This is a genomic window from Streptomyces sp. NPDC047072 (genome assembly GCF_040643855.1).
Lineage (GTDB): Bacteria > Actinomycetota > Actinomycetes > Streptomycetales > Streptomycetaceae > Streptomyces.
Map to the genome: position 1 here is coordinate 161,151 of NZ_JBEYVC010000002.1, position 17,736 is coordinate 178,886.

Here is a 17,736-nt window from a genome sequence, read left to right on the forward strand (position 1 = left end):
CCTTAGCGCCCTTCCGGTGCCCTGTTCCCCAACAGTCCGTGGCGGTCCTGTGCACGTCGGCACGGAGTGGGAAGGGCGGACGGCGGCGGGGTATAGGTTCCGCGTGTCGGAGCAACGGAGGGGGCGGTCCGAACAATGGATCCTGTGTCGCTCGTCGTCGCGGCGGTGGTGGCCGGTGCGCTGGCCGGGCTGAAGGACCAGGCGCAGTCGGCCGTGCGCGACGCGTACCTGGGGCTGCGGAACCTGATCGTGCGGCGGCACGGGATCGAGGTCGGCGCGCTGGAGCTGCTGCCCGGCTCGGAGGAGGAGCAGCAGTCGTTGCGGGAGGGCCTCGCCGTCTCGGGGGCCGGCGAGGACGCCGAGGTGCTCGAGGCGGCGCACGAGGTGGTCAGGGCCGTACGTGAGCACGACGCGGCCGCCGCGCGGGCGGTCGGCGTCCACCTGGACGACGTCGACGCCGAACTCATCAGGATCGTCGACGTGAAGGCGCGGGGCGACGCGACGGGCGTCTCCCTCGATCGCGTGCGGGCACGCGGCAGCATCGTCATCGAGGGCGTCGAGGCCGACGGAGGCGAGTCCCCCGCCCACCCTTGAGAGCGGCCGGTCCGGCCCCGTCCGCCACGCCCCCGCTGGGGTTTCGCGACATCGAGGCCGGCCGCGACTTCATCGTCACCATCCACCAGCGGTTCACGGCACCGCCGTCGCCGCCGGAGGAGAACCTGCCCAGGCGGATCGGAGCGGTGCCGCCCCGGGCCGAGGGCTTCCGGGAGCGGGCCGTCGCGGCGGACCTGGACGCGGGTCCGGCCGTGGTGCTCGCCGGATACAGCGGTATGGGCAAGACCCAGCTCGCCGTCGGGTACGCCGAGCGGCTGTGGGAGGCCGGTGAGCTCGACCTGCTGGTGTGGGTCACCGCCGGCTCGCGGGACGCGATCCGGCTCGGCTACCTCGCCGCCGCGCAGGCGGTGCGCATCGAAGCCACGGGCGACGAGGCGGTCGGACGGTTCCTGACGTGGCTGGCCGAGACACCCCTGCGGTGGCTGATCGTGCTCGACGAGCTGTCCTCGACGGGCGACCTGCGTGACCTGTGGCCGCCCCGGCACGCGTCGGGGCGGACCGTGGTGACCACCCGCAGCGCGAAGGTCGACGCGCTCGGCGAGGACGTGCACGTGGCGGTCGTGGGCGGGTTCGACGACCGGGAAGCCGTGGCGTATCTGCGCGAACGGCAGGAGGGACGACCGCAGCGGACCGAAGGCGCGGCGGAACTCGCCGGTGAGCTGGCGGGATTCCCCCTGCTGCTGGCGCACGCCGCGCACTACGTGGCGAGCCGCGACACGACGTACGCCGCATACCGTCGCCTGTGGTCGGCCCGCCGCCAGCAGGTCATCCCTCGGCACAGCTCGCTCGCGCGCACCAACATGCCGCTGCAGCCGGGTTTCGGCTCCTTCGCCCACATCGACGTGGTGGCCGCCTGTTCGCTGTCGCTCGATCTCGCGAGCGGGCTGATCCGTCCGGTGCTGGACCTGGCCGCGCTGGTGGACGGCGGTGCCGTCCCCCTGACGTTCTTCGGGACCTCGGCCGTCGCGCGCCATCTCACCGCAGTCCAGGGCAGAACCGTCGACGCCAACGACGTCCGCGACGCGCTGGCCCAGGCGCACCGCTTCGGCCTCGCGACGATCGACGCGCACCGGATGCTCCGGCTGGACCCGTGGATGCGCCGCGTGCTCCTGGAGTACCTCCTGCTCGCCGCCCGCGACGAGCGGGAGCGGAACATGCCGAACGACTGGGTCTCGCCGCGGCCGGACCGGCCCGACATGGGTGAGCGCGCGGCGGGCGACGCCCTGGTGGAAGCGTGGCCGGGCGCGGGCGGCGACCCGGTGGGCAACCAGGTGTTCTTCGCGGCCGCGATGGCCCTGCGCGGCTGGGCGGACGACCAGTTCTGGCTCAACCGCGGGCACCCGGTGCTGATCCGGGCCGGCACGGCGCTCAAGGACGCGGGGCTGCTCGACGCCGCCGCCGTCTACTTCCAGTACCTGCACGGCACGGCGCACCGGCGGCTGGGCGCGGACCACCACGAGACCCGGAGCATCCACAGCCACCTGCTGACCGTACGCAGCCTGATCGTGCGCGACGACATCACCGCGCTCGAAGAGCTGCTGGCGGAGCAGACCCGGACGCTGGGGCCCCGCCACCGCAAGACCCTGGAGACCCGCAGCCAGGTGGCGTTCGCCCACGCCTCGGCCGCGCCGGGCGATCGCGGCGGCGCGGAGGAACTCCGGCACGTGCTCGCCGAGCAGCGGCACGTGCTGGGCCGCAACGACCAGGACACGCTGTTCACCCGCTATCTCCTCGGTTACCTGCGGGTGATGGCGGGTGACGTCGACGGCGCGACGCGCGAACTCAAGAAGGTGCTGAAGGACCAGCGGCGCGCGTTGGGATTCGACCACGCCCGCACGCTGGACACCCGACAGGTGCTCGCCCAACTGCGCGTGTCCCGGGGCGACACCTCGGGGATCGACAAGCTCCTGCGCGAGCTGGCCGAGGACCAGAAGCGGGTGCTCGGCCGCAACAGCGAGCAGGCTCTGCTCACCCGGCACAACCTCGTGGCCGTCCGCATCAATCGCGGCGAGACGGCCGAGGCCCTGACAGAGCTGGAGGAGGTGCTGGCGGATTTCACGAGGGTGTACGGCGCGGACCACCGCGAGACGCTGGCGGTACGGCGCAACCTCGCCTTCGCGTACGGCGAACTCGGCGACCAGGTGGGCGCGTTGGCCGAGCTGGACCTAACGATGGAGTACGCGCACCGGGTGTTCTCACCCGACGACAAGGACTTCAGGACCACCCGTGACCGGCTCGACCACCATCGGCACCGCGCCTACTGGCAGGTGATGGACGAGTACGAGCGGGACTGGGAATCCGACGCACGACTGCTGTCGCAGATGAAGGCCACGATCAGCGCGTGGTACTTCCACAACGACGCCGACGGGATGGCGAGGGCGTGGGAGTTCCTGTTGAGCGAGTCCGCGGCGCCGAGGGACGCGGAGGGCACCCTGTCGGTCCGCCGCATCGCCGCCTGCTGGCGCGGACTGGGCGGCGACCCGGCGAGGGCGGTGGCGGAGCTGGAGCAGGTCCTGGACGGGTGCGCTGCGGTGCTGGGGTCCGAGCACCTGCTCACCCGCTTCACCCGCCGCAACCTCGCCTTCTGGCGCTCCCGGGCCGGGCGCGCCTGAAAGCCCCTACGGGTTCTCCCAGGCCGCGGGCTCCGCAGCCAGCCGCCGTACGGGTTCCGGCAGGGCGTCCCCCGCGATGTCGGCGATGGTGACGCCCTCCAGGATCCTGCGGACGTTGGCGCGCAGGGCGATCCACAGGGGCAGCAGCGGCTGGGCGGAGCCGGTGTACTCCAGGCCGGTGGGACGCTCGCCGCGGACCGAGACGATCGGGCCGTCGACCGCGCGGATCACGTCGGCGACGGTGATGGCCGTCGCCTCGCGCGCGAGCCGGTAACCGCCGCCCCCGCCCCGTCTGCTGTCGACGATCCCGCCGCGCCTGAGGTCGCCGAGGATCCCCTCCAGGAACTTGTGCGGAATGCCCTGGACCGCGGCGATCTCCTCGGCCTTCACCGGCCCGCCGCCGTCCTTCACGGCAAGCTCCAGTACCGCCCGTACCGCGTAGTCCGCTCGTGCAGAGATCCTCATACGACAATTGTGCGGCGTTCGGCCGGGGACAATGGCCACGCCACAATGAGCACACCACTCACACCGCTGCACACCGCTGACGGACAGGCGCGACCAGGAGGCGCTCCCTTGGAGCTGAGCAGACGTACATTCAACGCCCTCGCCGGCACCACGGCGCTCGGCTTCGCGCTCAGCGGCAGCGGTGGCGAGACCACCCGGGCCTACGCCTCGCACAGTGTGCCCACCGGCCCCGCGCCGGGCGCCCCGGCCGCCGACCGGCAGCGCCACACGGTCGGTTACGACAAGTACTCCCTGCTGGTCGACGGCCGCCGCCTGGTGCTGTGGTCGGGCGAGATGCACCCCTTCCGGCTGCCGAGCCCGTCGCTGTGGCGGGACGTGCTGCAGAAGATGCGCGCCCACGGCTTCAACGCGGTCAGCGTGTACGTCGCCTGGAACTACCACTCCCCGGGCCCCGGCCAGTACGACTTCACCGGTGTCCGCGACCTCGACCTGTTCCTGCGCACGGCCGCCGAGACCGGCCTGTACGTGATCCTGCGCCCCGGCCCGTACATCAACGCCGAGGTCGACGGCGGCGGCTTCCCGGGCTGGCTGACGGCGACCGAGGGCCGGGCCCGCACCTCCGACCCGACCTATCTGTCGTACGTCGACGAGTGGCTGACGCAGGTGAACTCCATCGCCGTCAGGCACCTGTTCACCAAGGGCTCCGGGACCGTCCTGCTCTACCAGATCGAGAACGAGTACGACTCCTTCACCGACGAGCCGCTCGGCCGGGACTACATGTCCCACCTGTACAAGAAGGTGCGGGCCGACGGGATCGACGTACCGCTGTTCCACAACGACGGGCGCAGGAACGGCGACTGGGCACCGGGGTCCTTCAACACCGGTGGCGAGGAGCACGGTTGGCTGTACGGCTTCGACGGCTACCCGGATCCGGCCCAAGTGCCGCCGGACTGGGGGCACTTCGGGGTCGGCGGGCTCAAGGGCGGGGCGACCGCGAGCCCGCACACGCCCGGTTTCCTGCCGGAGTTCGGCGGCGGCTGGTTCGACGCGTGGGGCGGGGTCACCTTCGGCGGCAAGGGGTACGCCGAGGCCCGGCGCACCCGGGACGCCGCCTACGAGCGGCGCTTCCAGCTCACCAACCTCGCCAACGGCATCACCGTGCACAACGTCTACATGACCTTCGGCGGCACCTCGTGGGGCTGGCTGCCCGCGCCGCAGGTCTACACGTCGTACGACTACGGGGCGGCCCTGGACGAGGGCCGCGGCCAGACGCCGAAGCTCGCCCCCGGCCACCAGCTCGGCCATCTCCTTCAGACCGTCCCGGACTTCGCCAAACTGGACCGGGCGGACGCGGTCCGGGCCGCCGACGAGCGGCTGAAGGTCTACCACCTCACCAACCCCGACACCGGCTCCCACGTCTACGTGGTGCGCAACGACACCGCCAAGCCCCTCACCACGACCCTGCCGGACGCGGGGATAGACGTGCCGTTCACCGTCGCCGCCCACGACGCCCGGCTGCTGGCCGCGAACCTCCAACTGGGCAGCAGGCGCCTCAAGTTCGCCACCGCGCAGCCCATGATGTACCTCAAGGCGGGCCGCCTGGACGTCGCCGTCTTCACCGGCCCGTACGGCGAGATGGCCCAGGTGCTCCTGGAGTGCCCGGAGGAACCGCTGGTGCACCGCGGGGACGCGGAGCCCGCCTGGACCTACGACCTCGGGGTCCTCCGGGTCACCGTGCCGATCGGTGTCGGCGGGCTGACCCGGGTGTGGATCGAGGGCGGCGGCAGCGAGACCCCGCTGCTCATGCTCTTCGCCGACGACCCGTCCTCGCTGCGGCTCTTCCCGGTGGACACCCCGACCGGCTCGATGCTGGTGTACGGGCCCTCGCTGGTGCGCGGAGCCACCCTGGACGGGGTGAACGTCCACCTGACCGGCGACACCAGCACCGCCACCGGCCTGGAGGTGTGGGGGCCGCGGGGCCTCGGCCAACTCGTCTGGAACGGCACCCCGTTGCGCACCCTGATCACCTCCACCGGCAGCCTCGGCGCCGAGCTGTCCGGGGTGCCCGGGCAGCTCCCGGTGCCCGGCTTCCGCGCGGTGCGGCTGCCCGCGCTGGGCGGCTGGCGGCGCCGTACGGAGAACCCGGAGATCGCCCCGGACTACGACGACTCCGGCTGGACCAGGGCGGACCGCACGACGACGTACAGCATCACCCCGGCCCCGCAGGGGCAGCCCGTGCTGTTCGCCGACGACTACGGCTACCACTACGGCGACGTCTGGTACCGGGCCCGGCTCACGGACGCGGCGGACCTGACGTCGGTGTCGCTGTCCTACAGCACCGGCACCCAGGGCCTGCTGATGGCCTGGCTGGACGGTGAGCCGCTGGGCACGCACCGGATGCCGGTGCCCGACAAGAGCACGGTACGCAAGGGGAGTTGGGCGGCGACGGCCACGTTCGACACGCCCGGGCGACACAATTTCTCCGGAGTTTCCCCGCGGATCCTGTCCGTGCTCGTGCGACGGATGGCGCACGACATGGACGGCGCGGCCGCCGACTCCCACAAGGTGGCCCGGGGGTTGACCGCGGTCTCCTTCAAGGGCGCCTCCCCGAAGGCGAATTGGCGTATCCGGGGCGAAATCGCACCCGACCCGGTGCGCGGACCGCTCAACAACGGCGGCCTGTACGGCGAGCGCAAGGGCTGGCATCTGCCCGACTTCGCCGAGAAGGGCTGGGAGCCCGTCGACCTGCCGCGCGCCGACCGGCGCCAGGGGGTCATCTGGTACCGGACCACCTTCCGGCTCGCCGTCGCCGCGGACACCGACGCCTCCATCGGCCTCACCCTCGACGACGACCCGGAGCGCGCCTACCGCGTCCAGATCTTCCTCAACGGCTGGAACATGGGCCAGTACATCAACGACGTCGGGCCGCAGCACACCTTCGCCCTTCCGGGCGGCATTCTGCGCACCCGTGGGAGCAATGTCCTCGCCCTCGCGGTCCTGGCCGACGGGACGACGGAGTCCGGGCCGGGGGACGTGCGGCTGACCCTGCTGGGGGCGGTGGCCGGAGGCCTACCGGTCGCGCGGGTGGACTCCCCGACTCCGCTAGCCTGACCTTCCAGCACAGCTTTTCGAAACGGCTTTTCGAATACCGGCACTGGTACCGGCACTGGCGAAGGGTGACCCACGATGTCGCTGAGCCCCGGCGATCCGGAGTCGATCGGCGGTTACACGCTGACCGACCGGCTCGGTAGCGGTGGCATGGGTGTCGTCTACCTCGGTCTCTCGGACTCCGGGCGGCAGGTCGCGGTCAAGCTCGTACATCCGGCGTACGCGCTGGACGAGGAGTTCCGCACCCGTTTCCGCCAGGAGGTCGCGGCGGCCCGCCGGGTGAGCGGGGCGTTCACCGCCCCGGTGGTGGACGCGGACCCGGACGCCCCGCAGCCGTGGATGGCCACGCTGTTCGTGCCCGGCCGCACCCTCGCGAACGTGGTGGCCGAGGACGGCCCGATGCGGGGGCGCAAGCTCAGGGTGCTCGCGCTGGGGCTCGTCGAGGCGCTGCGGGACATCCACCGGGTCGGCATGGTGCACCGGGACCTGAAGCCGAGCAACGTCCTGATGGCCGAGGACGGTCCCCGCGTCATCGACTTCGGTATCTCCTACGCCGTCGACAACGAGGCGCTCACCGTCACCGGCCGGCTGATCGGCACCCCGTCCTTCATGTCGCCGGAGCAGTTCGCCTCCTCGCGCGACGTCACCGCGGCCTCGGACATCTTCTCGCTGGGGTCCGTGCTGGTCTTCGCGGCCACCGGCAACCGCCCGTTCGACGGCAGCAGCCCCTATCTCACCGGCTACCAGGTGATGTACGAGCGGCCGGCGCTGGACGGGGTCGCCGAGCCGCTGCGGAGCATCGCCGCGCGCTGCCTGGACAAGGACCCGGCGGCCCGGCCGGACCTCGCCGAACTGCGCGAGCTGCTGCGGGCGCTGCCGGACACGGACCCGGCGGAGGGAGCGGACGGGGCGGAGGACTCGGCGGTCGCGCAGGCCGTACGGGCCGCGCTGGCGGCGGCCCGCTCCGCGGAGACCAGTCACCCCCGCTCGCGCTCGGGCCCGCGTCCGCCGGCCGCGGTCACCGACGGGACGGAGCTGGTGACGAACCGGCGCCGGGCCGCTCGCGGCGGGCGTGGGCGCCGGCGGGTCCTGCTCGGCATCGTCGCGGTCCTGGCCGTCACGGGGGCGGCCGTCGTGGCGCTGAGAACCGTGACGTCGACGTCGGAGACCAGCGCGTCGACCACTCCGTCCCCGACGGACACGTCCACGGGCGCCGCGGCCCCCGCGCCGAGCGAGTCCGCCGCCACCGTGACGCTGCCGCCCAAGCACGTGGCGTGGGACTACCAGATCGGCGGCGCCTATCCCCCGGCGGCCGGGGTCCAGGTGGTCAGCCGCGGCTACGACAGCGCGCCCGCGCCGGGGCTGTACAACATCTGCAACATCAACGCCTACCAGGCGGAGTCGGGCGAGGAGAGCGACTGGGACCCCGACCTGCTGCTGCGCGACGGCGCCGGGAAGGTCGTCTACGACAAGGACTGGAACGAGGCCGTCCTGGACATCCGGACGGCCGCCAAACGCCAGCGCATCGCGACCAGGCTGAACGGCTTCATCGACAGTTGCGCGAAGGAGGGCTACAAGGCCGTCGAGCCCGACAACTACGACAGCTTCACGCGCTTCCCGGCCTACCTCAAGGCCGACCAGGCCGAGGCCCTGATGAAGCAGCTGTCGGCGCACGCGCACGCCAAGGGCCTGGCCATCGCCCAGAAGAACACCGTCGAACTGGTCTCCGACCGCAAGGCCGTGGGCCTGGACTTCGCCATCGTGGAGGAGTGCGGCCAGTACGACGAGTGCGGCGCCTTCGCCGACGCCTTCGACGACAACGTCTTCGTGGTGGAGTACACCGAGCAGGGCATGACCCAGGCGTGCGCCACCTGGAGCAGCACGCTCAGCATCGTCCGCCGGGACGACCAGGTGGTGCCCGAGGGTGCGAGCGGCTTCCTGCGGAAGACCTGCTGACGCCCTCGGGAACTTCCCTGTTCAGCCGAGCCTGATCACGTTCCAGGACAGCGGCTCCAGTACGGCGGTCAGGGTGCCGTCCCGCAGCGCGGTGCCCTCGACCGCGTGCGGGGCGACCCGCTCGGGCTCGTCGAGGGTGTTGCGGGCGTCCGGGTCGGCGTCCGCGAGCGCGCTGTGCTCGACGACCTCCGTCAGACCCAGGCCGCTCAGGGCGACCTCCAGCGGCAGCGCCTCGGTCCGGCCGCGGTTGACGGCGAAGACGGTCACGGTGCCGTCCTCGGCGCGCACGGCGGTGGCGTGCAGCAGGTCGGCCTCGCCGTACTTCTTCGTCTCGTACGTCGGCGAGTCGACCCGTACGTCGAGGACCTGGCCGCGGCCGTACTTCGAGGCCTGGGCGAACGGGAAGAACGTCGTCTGGCGCCAGGCCGGGCCGCCGGGCTCGGTCATGATCGGGGCGATCACATTGACCAGCTGGGCGAGGCAGGCGACGGTGACGCGGTCGGCGTGCCGCAGCAGCGCGATGAGGAGCGAGCCGAAGACGACGGCGTCGGTGACGCTGTAGTTGTCCTCCAGCAGGCGCGGGGCCTCCGCCCAGTCCCGGGCGCCGGAGTTCTCGATCGCGTGCCACCGCGAGATGTACCAGACGTTCCACTCGTCGAAGGAGAGGTTGATCTTCTTCTTCGACTTGAGCTTCGCGCCGATGTGGTCGGCGGTGGCGACCACGTTCTCGATGAAGGACTCCATGTCGACGGCGGACGCCAGGAAGGAGTCGAGGTCGCCGTCCTCGGGCTGGTAGTAGGCGTGCAGCGAGATGTGGTCGACGAGGTCGTACGTCTCCTCCAGGACCGTCGCCTCCCAGGCGGCGAAGGTCGCCATGGACTGGCTGGAGGAACCGCAGGCGACGAGTTCGACGTCCGGGTCGATCTGGCGCATCGCGCGGGCCGTCTCGGCGGCGATCCGGCCGTACTCCTGGGCGGTCTTGTGGCCGGTCTGCCAGGGGCCGTCCATCTCGTTGCCGAGGCACCACAGCCTGATGCCGAAGGGGTCCTTGTCGCCGTGGGAGACGCGGAGGTCGGAGAGCGCGGTGCCCTCCGGGTGGTTGGCGTACTCCTGGAGTTCGAGGGCCTCGGCGACGCCCCTCGTGCCGAGGTTGAGGGCCATCATGGGTTCGGCCTGGGGGCCGACCTTCTTCAGGAAGGCGATGTACTCGGAGAGGCCGAAGCGGTTGGTCTCGGTGGAGCGCCAGGCGAGGTCGAGGCGGCGGGGACGGTCCTCGACGGGGCCGACGGAGTCCTCCCACTTGTAGCCGGAGACGAAGTTGCCGCCGGGGTAGCGGAGGGCGGTGACACCGAGTTCGCGGACGAGGTCGAGGACGTCCTGGCGGATGCCGTCCGCGTCCGCGGTGGGGTGGCCGGGTTCGAAGATGCCGGTGTAGACGCAGCGGCCTAGGTGTTCCACGAAGGAGCCGAACAGGCGGGGGTTGACTTCGCCGACGGTGAAGGCGGGGTCGAGGGTGAAGCGGGCGGTGGTCTTGCTCATGGGGACCTTTCGGAAACGGAATTACTTGACAACAAGCCAGTCATGGACCCACCCGAGGCGGTTCAGCCCCAGCTTCGGTGTGCCGTTGTCCTCTGCGTCGTAGTAGTGGTAGGCCAGCCAGTCCTGGCCCCGGGTCCGGAAGACCGACTCGCCTCCCGTGCCGATGTACCTCCCGTGTCCGGCCAGCAACAGGTCGCCGCCGCCCTCCAGAAGCGGCTTGCCCGCACTGTCGACGTACGGGCCGGTGATCGCCGTCGATCGGCCCACTCTGATCTTGTACGTGGAGTTCGTTCCCGCACAACAGGTGTCGTAGGACGCGAAGAGGTAGTAGTAGCGGCCGTGCCGGACGATGTACGGGCCCTCGACGGCGTACGGGGCGTCCGGGCGGGTGGCCAGGTGGTGGACCTGCGCCGCCGGAAGGGCCTTTCCCGTGGCCGGGTCCAGCTCGACCATGCGGATGCCCGTCCAGTACGAGCCGAAGGACATCCACAGCCTGCCGTCGGCGCGGACGACCGCCGGGTCGATGGCGTTCCAGGAGTCGGTCGTCTCGGAGGTGAGGACCTTGCCGTGGTCGGTCCAGCTGCCGGGCAGGCCGGTGCGGGAGGTGGCCACGCCGATCGCGGAGTGGTTGGTGCCCCAGGAGGAGACGGCGTAGTAGAGCCAGTAGCGGCCAGCGCGGTAGGAGAGGTCCGGCGCCCAGGGATCGCCCGTGGCGTTGTACTCGTACCACCAACTCGGCGGCTGGGCGAAGGCGTTGCCCGCGTCGTCCCAGTGCCGCAGGTCTATCGAGAGGCGAGCGCCGATCACACCGCCGGTCGAATAGGCCACGTACTGCCCGGACTTGAGCTGGAGGACGGTCGGGTCGTGGATGATCTGCTGGCCGGTGATCGGGAGGGGGTCGGGGTAGGTGGTGTCCGCGCGGGCCGAGGCCGGCAGGAGGGCAACGAGGACGGCGGCCAGCAGGGTCACCGAGAGCCTGGCGAGCGACACCGTCCGCGCCGGGGCGGAGGGTGGGCGGATGCCGCGGGCGGGCGCCGCGTCCCGGTCGGCGGGCGCGCGAAGGCCCGCTCGACGCGGCAGACGGGTCGGCGGTCTCAGGTTCATCGACTCGGGCCCCCTCACTGGCCGGCCAGGCCCGTGTGGGCCACGCCCGCCACGATCTGCCGTTGGAAGAAGACGAACACGATGATCAGCGGCAGGCCCGCCATCAGACCGCCGGCCATGAGCTGGGCCCACTGGATGCCGTAGGAGTTCATGACGGTCGCGATGCCGTTCGGCATGGTCATCAGGTCGGGGTTGTTGGTCACCATGTACGGCCACAGGAAGTTGTTCCAGGACGCGATGAAGGTGAAGATGCCGACCGCCGCGAGCGACGGCCTCGCGAGCGGGACGACGATCGTGAAGAAGACCCGCCAGCGGCCCGCGCCGTCGATGAACGCGGCCTCCTCCAGCTCGCGCGGGACGCCCTGGAAGAACTTGTAGAGGATGTAGACCATCGCGGCGGGCGCGCACTGCGGCAGGATCATGCCCCAGTACGTGTCGACCATCCCCATCTGCTGGACCGTGGTGAACAGCGGCACGCCGAGGACCGCCGGCGAGATCATCAGGCCCGCCATGACGACGGCCATCAGAACTCCCTTGCCCCTGAACTCCGTTCGGGCGAAGCCGTATCCGGCCAGCGCGCTCACGAACAGCACCACGGAGGTCACGCAGACCGACACGACAAGGGAGTTGACGAACCAGTTCGTGATGTTGCCGGTCTCGAAGAGGGCCTTCCACGCCTGGCCCGTCCAGTCCTCGGGAAGCCAGTGCGGGGGTACCTCCACCGCCTCGGTCTCCGACTTGAGGGAGGTGAACAGGCCCCAGGCGAACGGCGCGAGGAACACCACCGAGACGGCGGTGGCGAGGAGGGTGAGGATGATCTGGCTGGGGGTCCATGCTTTGGTCGTCATCGGGCGGCGCCCTCCTCACGGGTGCGCAGCAGCCACATCCGGGCGAGGGCGACGGCCGCGATGATCACGAAGAAGATGACGGAGATCGCGGAGGCGTAGCCCACGCGGTAGCTGGTGAAGCCCTCTTCGAGGGTGTACTGCACGAAGGTGCGGGTGGAGTTCTCCGGGCCCGGGCCGAAGTCCATCATCACGACGGCCTGGTCGAAGACCTGGAGCGAGGCGAGGATCTGGAGGGCGATCACCAGGCCGGTGATGTGACGCAGCATCGGCAGGGTGATGTGGACCGCGCGGTGCCAGGCGTTGGCGCCGTCCAACTTGGCGGCCTCGTAGAGGTGTTCGGGGATGGACTGGAGGGCGGCGAGGTAGAGCAGGAAGCTGAAGCCGACGGTCCACCACAGGGTGGTGATGACGACGGCGAGCATCGCGTACGACTTGTCGGTCAGCCACGGTGTCCCGATGCCGAAGACGTGGTTGACCATGCCCGTGCCGGGGTTGAACAGCCACTGCCACAGGTTGCCCGCGACGGTGGAGGGCAGCAGGAAGGGCGCGAAGAAGCACAGACGCCACAGCCATTTCCCGCGTTCGATGTGGTGGGCGAGCATCGCGAGGAGGAAGGCGAGGACCGTGATGCAGGGGACGACCAGCAGCGTGAAGTACGCGCTGTGGCCGAGCGCGTCCCACATCAGGGGGTCCTTGAGCGCCTCGCGGTAGTTGTCGAGGCCGATGAAGCTCTCGCCGTCGCCGGTGATGTTGGCGTCGGTGAAGCTGAGGTAGACGCCCCGCAGCAACGGCCAGATCACGAAGAGGGTGAAGAGCACGAGGAACGGCGCGACGAACCAGCCGCCGTGCTGGAAGCCCTGCTTGCGGCGGAGGGTGGCGGTCGCGGCGGCGGTCCTGGCGCGGGCCGGGGTGAAGACGGTCTCGGCGCTGGTCGTCATGCGGCCGTACCTCCCTGCGCTGCGGTCCGTCCGTCCATGGGGTTCTTCATCGCGAGCAGCGTGGTGAGCTCGCCCTTCATCCGGCGGGCCACGACGTCCGGCTTGGCGGAGCCCAGCGTCGAGGAGACGACGATCGGGCCGACGCGCTGGGCGAGGATCCCGGTGGAGCCCGCGAACCACATCTTCGGCTCGGTGGCCTGGTGGTCCATGGCCGAGGCGTACTCGTTCTGCGGGTAGAGCTTCTTGTACGCCGGCGTCGAGAGCGTGGGTGTGTAGGCGGGGATGTGACCGCCGGCCGCCCACTGCTGGGCGTGCGTGACGACGTAGGCGGCGAGCTGGTGGGCGGCCTCGTTGGTGGCGCCGCCCCGGCCGGACTGGTGGGGCAGCACGAAGGAGTGCGACTCGGCGTGGGTGGCCTGCTTGCCGAAGACGGGCGGCAGCGGGATGGCGCCGTAGTCGAGCTTCGCTCCCGAGTAGACCGGCACCGACCAGTTGCCCTCCCAGGCGAAGGGGGCGCCGTTGATGAACTGTTCGGCGCCTACGGACCCCAGGGCCGGGTCGGTGTACCCCTCGGTGACGTGCCGGCGCAGGAACTCCAGGACCTGGGTGGCCTTGTCGGTGTCGAAGGTGACCTCGGTGGCGTCGGCGCTGAACCAGGTGCCGCCGAGCTGGGTGTAGAAGGCGACGAAGAACCACCACTGGAAGTTCTGGTCGTTGACCCACAGGCCGATGGTCTGGAGCCCCTTCTTGGTGGCCCCCTTGGCCTCCTTGAGCAGGCCGAACCAGTCGTCGACGGAGGTGACCGGCACGATCCGGTCGTCGGCGCCGAGCAGCCCCGCCTTCCTCAGCACGTCCTTGCGGTAGAAGCAGAGCTGGACGTGGATGTCGAGCGGCAGGGCGTAGAGCTTCCCGTCGATGACCCCGCGCCGCCAGAGCGCCGGGTTGTAGTCCTGCTCGCGGACGCCGTACTTCGCGAGCAGGCCGACGTCCCAGGCGTCCAGGAGGCGGCCCGGTGCGAAGCCGGTGACCCGGCCCATGTGCATCACGCCGAGGTCGGGTGCGCGGTTGCCCGCGGCCGCCATGGCGAGCTTGGTGTAGAACGGGTTGCCCCACTGGAGGGTGGAGTCCTTCACGTCGATGCCGGGGTGGGCCTTTCGGAAGGCGTCCAGCATCGCGATCATGTTGGAGCCGTCGCCGCCGCTGAAGAGGTTCCAGTAGCGCACCCGGGTGTCCGCGCCGGAGGCGAGCGCGTCGGCGCCGGTGCCGAGGGCGGCGAAGCCGAAGCTCGCGGCGACGGTGAGCCCGCCCGCCGCGGCGAGGAAGTGTCTGCGGTCCAGGTCAGGTCGTCCCATGCCCTGCCCTTACTGGTCGAGAGTGTGCGACTGTTCGACATTTCGGATTACGCTCGTAACTTCGAACGGGACCGTAAGGTGCAAGCGCTTTCTAGTCAATGGGGGGCGCAGACATTCGAGCCCCCGACGCGTAGTCTCGAACGGCCCGCCCTGCGGTGGCGGGGCGAGTCAGGGGGTGGGATGGACATCGCGGGCGCGCGCAGGAGTGCGGCCCGGATCGCCTCGGCGCTACGGCGCACCCGTGCGACCTCGGCCATGCGCGAACTGGTCGGTGACCTCACCGCCGCCCTCCGGACCGGAGCCCGCCCCCCGGCCGACGTGCCCGAGCTGTGCCGGGCCCTGTGCCGGGCGATGAGCGCACGCCGTGGCGGCCGCCCCGTCGAACTGCGCTTCGAGCGCTTCCCCGACGAGATCGCGGTCACCGGACTGTGGGTGGAGTTCCAGGACTTCGACCTCGTCATCGTCGAGGAACGGGCCGAGGAGATCCAGCAACTGGTCATCCTGGGCCATGAGTTGTGGCATCTGCACGCGGGCCACGCCCACCATCACTCGGCTGCGGCGACCGCGCTGGCCGGCCGGCGCGGCTGGGACTCCGTCGCGCTGACCGTGGCCGCCCGCAACGGCTCCCGGGAGGCGGACGAGGCCGAGGCCGACGACTTCGGACACCGGCTCGCGGCGGCCTTCCGGCCCCTGCTCGCCGGGGGCGGCGGCACCGACGCGCCCCTGGACCCCGTACAGCGGTCGCTCGGTTATCGCGGGCGTGGGGGCGCGGCAGCCGGTTATCGGGGGCGCGGAGGCCCGGCACCGGGGCATGGCGGGCGCGGGGGCGCGGCACCGGGGCATGGCGGGCGCGGGGGCGCGGCACCGCGATGACCTTCCTCGCCCTGACCCCGGCCGAGTTCGTGAACGAGTTCTACCCGTCGTTCTGGTGGATCCCGGCCGGCATCCTCGCCGCCGCGCTCGCGCTCAAGCTGCCCAGCATCATCCGGCTGTGGAAGGACCCGATGCTGCGGGCGGTCGGCGGGCTGCTGCTGCTCGCCCTCGCGGTCTTCGTGTTCGTCGCGCCGTCGACGATCGCCCGCGTCAACCGGCTCACCGGCGTGCCGAACATCTCGGCGCCGTGGGTGTACTCGCTGCTCACCGCGTTCGGCGGGGCCTGTCTGCTGCTGATCATCACCTGGCGCAACGGCCCCTCCGACCGCTCGGCGCGCACCCGTCGGGCGATGCGTCTGGTCGTCGCCGGGTACGCCGGGGTGATCGCCGCGCTGTGGGTGCTGTTCGCGCTCGCGGACGTGCCGGTCGAGCGGCTGCGGGACATCGACACGTACTACGCCAACACGCCGTACATGCGCGAGCTGATCCTGCTCTACCTGCTCGCGCACACCAACTCCAGCCTCATCACCAACTGGCTGATCTGGAACTGGATCCGCACCGACGGGCTGGACGCGTGGCTGCGCTGGGGGCTGAAGTTCCTGGGCGTGGGCTACGCACTGCAGTTGGTCTTCGACGCGGCCAAACTCACAGCGCTGGTGGCCCGTTGGAACGACCGGGACCTGGACTGGCTGAGCACGGCCGTCGCGCCGCCGATCGCCTGCCTTGCCGCGATCCTGGTGGCGGTCGGCTTCATCCTTCCGCACGCCGGCCAGTATCTGCGCGACCGCTGGCGGGTCCGGCTCGCCCATCGCGAACTGCGGCCGCTGTACCTGCTGATGCGGACCGTGAGCGGCGGCGGGGCGTCCTTCGCGCTGCGCGCCACGCCCGAACTGCGCCTGGTGCGGCGGGAGACGTTCATCCGGGACACGCTGCTGCCGCTGATCCGGTTCGCCGACAGGGATCTGCGCCGGCGTTCGTACGACGCCGCGCTCGACCTCGGCTTCGCACCGGACCGGGCGCGGGCGCTGGCCGCGGCGGTGACCATCCTGGACGCGGTGGAGACGAGGGAGCGGGCCCCGGAGCCCGAGGCCGACGACAGCGAGGGCCCCGACACGACGGACCTCCTGCGGGAGATCGGGGCGACGTCCCGGGCACTGCGGCAGGGGGACGACGTGCGGGCGGTACGGGCGAGGGCGGAGGCCATGGCGGACGGGGTGGCGGCTGCGGGGTGAGGCGGCCCGCCGGGGCTCGCGGGGTGCCGGTTCGCCGTTGGCCTGGTGCGTGAGGGGTTGATTGGTGCGGATGTCCCGGTTACCAACGGTATCTACCACTGGTAACTTCCAGACCACCCAGATCGCCTCTTTGGCCGGGGATGTCTGGTGCGCAGGGAAGCCGGCGGGAGTCCGGGCGTCGCTCCCCCATGGTGACGTCCGGAACAGCCCGTGCGGGCCGAGGCGGCCCCCGCGTCGGCGAGCGGGTGCGGTGCTCGCCGCCCCCGTCGGGGGCCGGCCTCGACCGGATCCGGTCGCGTCGAGAGGCTGGCGCGCGACCGGAAGCCGTACGGCGATCATTTCCCTCCGCCACCACGGGTGTCAACTATCCCTGCGATAAATCGCAGCTATAGCTGCATCAGGTGGGGTCGGGCACTGGCTCGGGCCCCGCCGGACTCGGTACTCTCGCCCGGTGATTGACGCCCATGCTTCGCTGGCCGAGGTGCGCGAGCGCCTGGAGGAGCTGACCGGTCGGCCGGGCCGGCTGTCCGAGGAGCTGGACGTGGCCGCGCTGTCGTACCGCACCGGCGTTCCCGTCGCGTCGGTCGTCGCGCTGCTGGCGGGTGAGAGCGTGCCGGCGACGACTCTGAGCGAACGGGTGCGACAACGGCTGGATTTCGTACGCGACACCCGGCGCCGGCCGGACGGCAAGCGGCACTCGCTGGACGAGCTGGCGCGGATCGCGGGGACCAGTCGGCAGTGGTTGAGCGAGTGGCGGACCAGCGGGTTGCCGAGTCTGGAGCACGCGGACCGGATCCGCCGTCACTTCGACCTGCCGGCCGGGTTCTTCACGGCGGACGACGCGGAGGCGCTGCTCGCGGCGCTGCAGCCGGTGCTCCAGGAGTACGAGGCGAAGGCGGACCCCTTGGCAGCCCTACGCACCCCGGCCTTCTACCGCCTGGCCCGCCGGGCCCCCCACATGTCCCCCCGCAAACTCCAGGCCCTCGCCGAATGGGCCGAGATGATCACGGAACGGCAGACGGGGGACGAGGGGTCAATACTCGTCGGCAACGTTCACGTGAACGTTCACGGGCATCACGACATCGTTGTCTGAT

12 protein-coding genes and 1 pseudogene are annotated in these 17,736 nt (G+C 71.1%); 7 read left to right on the top strand and 6 right to left on the bottom strand.

Going from position 1 to position 17,736, the window contains the following annotated elements; all coding sequences use genetic code 11:
• The first annotated feature begins 144 nt into the window (after nucleotides 1-144).
• Nucleotides 145-594, top strand: a complete 450-nt coding sequence (locus tag ABZ896_RS01735) for a hypothetical protein (protein ID WP_360920210.1) — start codon at nucleotides 145-147, stop codon at nucleotides 592-594.
• A complete protein-coding gene (locus ABZ896_RS01740) occupies nucleotides 591-3,227 on the top strand; it encodes a tetratricopeptide repeat protein (protein ID WP_360920213.1) in 2,637 nt (878 codons plus the stop codon). Before ABZ896_RS01735 ends, ABZ896_RS01740 begins: the two co-directional genes overlap by 4 nt.
• Before the next feature lie 6 nt (nucleotides 3,228-3,233).
• On the opposite strand, the gene ABZ896_RS01745 is transcribed toward ABZ896_RS01740, so the two are convergent.
• Nucleotides 3,234-3,692 (bottom strand): Rrf2 family transcriptional regulator, encoded by a 459-nt coding sequence (locus ABZ896_RS01745; protein ID WP_360920216.1) that lies wholly within the window; start codon nucleotides 3,690-3,692, stop codon nucleotides 3,234-3,236.
• 108 nt (nucleotides 3,693-3,800) lie between these two features.
• Between ABZ896_RS01745 and ABZ896_RS01750 the strand changes: the two genes are divergently transcribed.
• Nucleotides 3,801-6,803 carry a beta-galactosidase gene (locus tag ABZ896_RS01750; protein ID WP_360920219.1) on the top strand — a complete coding sequence of 1,001 codons (3,003 nt, stop codon included), beginning with the start codon at nucleotides 3,801-3,803 and terminating at the stop codon, nucleotides 6,801-6,803.
• Nucleotides 6,804-6,878: 75 nt separating this feature from the next.
• Nucleotides 6,879-8,756 (top strand): endo alpha-1,4 polygalactosaminidase, encoded by a 1,878-nt coding sequence (locus ABZ896_RS01755; RefSeq protein ID WP_360920222.1) that lies wholly within the window; start codon nucleotides 6,879-6,881, stop codon nucleotides 8,754-8,756.
• 21 nt (nucleotides 8,757-8,777) lie between these two features.
• Here the strand turns inward: ABZ896_RS01755 and ABZ896_RS01760 are convergent, their stop codons facing one another.
• The 5 genes from ABZ896_RS01760 to ABZ896_RS01780 are packed head-to-tail and all read right to left on the bottom strand — an operon-like array spanning nucleotide 8,778 to nucleotide 14,537.
• Nucleotides 8,778-10,295 carry an alpha-N-arabinofuranosidase gene (locus ABZ896_RS01760; RefSeq protein ID WP_360920224.1) on the bottom strand — a complete coding sequence of 506 codons (1,518 nt, stop codon included), beginning with the start codon at nucleotides 10,293-10,295 and terminating at the stop codon, nucleotides 8,778-8,780.
• 21 nt (nucleotides 10,296-10,316) lie between these two features.
• On the bottom strand, nucleotides 10,317-11,399 hold the full coding sequence (locus tag ABZ896_RS01765; RefSeq protein ID WP_360920227.1) for an arabinan endo-1,5-alpha-L-arabinosidase: 1,083 nt from the start codon (nucleotides 11,397-11,399) through the stop codon (nucleotides 10,317-10,319).
• A gap of 14 nt (nucleotides 11,400-11,413) precedes the next feature.
• Nucleotides 11,414-12,247: a carbohydrate ABC transporter permease gene (locus ABZ896_RS01770; protein ID WP_360920230.1), complete on the bottom strand. Its 834-nt coding sequence runs from the start codon at nucleotides 12,245-12,247 to the stop codon at nucleotides 11,414-11,416.
• Nucleotides 12,244-13,185: a sugar ABC transporter permease gene (locus tag ABZ896_RS01775; protein ID WP_360920233.1), complete on the bottom strand. Its 942-nt coding sequence runs from the start codon at nucleotides 13,183-13,185 to the stop codon at nucleotides 12,244-12,246. Before ABZ896_RS01775 ends, ABZ896_RS01770 begins: the two co-directional genes overlap by 4 nt.
• Nucleotides 13,182-14,537, bottom strand: coding sequence for an extracellular solute-binding protein (locus ABZ896_RS01780; RefSeq protein ID WP_360920236.1), 1,356 nt, complete (start codon nucleotides 14,535-14,537; stop codon nucleotides 13,182-13,184). Before ABZ896_RS01780 ends, ABZ896_RS01775 begins: the two co-directional genes overlap by 4 nt.
• Nucleotides 14,538-14,717: 180 nt before the next feature.
• On the opposite strand from ABZ896_RS01780, the pseudogene ABZ896_RS01785 reads away from it, so the two are divergent.
• The 3 genes and pseudogenes from ABZ896_RS01785 to ABZ896_RS01795 all read left to right on the top strand — a co-directional run.
• Nucleotides 14,718-15,308: pseudogene (locus tag ABZ896_RS01785) on the top strand (toxin-antitoxin system, toxin component family protein); the annotation flags it as partial.
• Between the two features lie 98 nt (nucleotides 15,309-15,406).
• Nucleotides 15,407-16,642, top strand: a complete 1,236-nt coding sequence (locus ABZ896_RS01790; RefSeq protein WP_360920239.1) for an MAB_1171c family putative transporter — start codon at nucleotides 15,407-15,409, stop codon at nucleotides 16,640-16,642.
• Nucleotides 16,643-17,093: 451 nt separating this feature from the next.
• A complete protein-coding gene (locus tag ABZ896_RS01795) occupies nucleotides 17,094-17,735 on the top strand; it encodes an XRE family transcriptional regulator (RefSeq protein ID WP_360920242.1) in 642 nt (213 codons plus the stop codon).
• Nucleotide 17,736 lies beyond the last annotated feature (1 nt).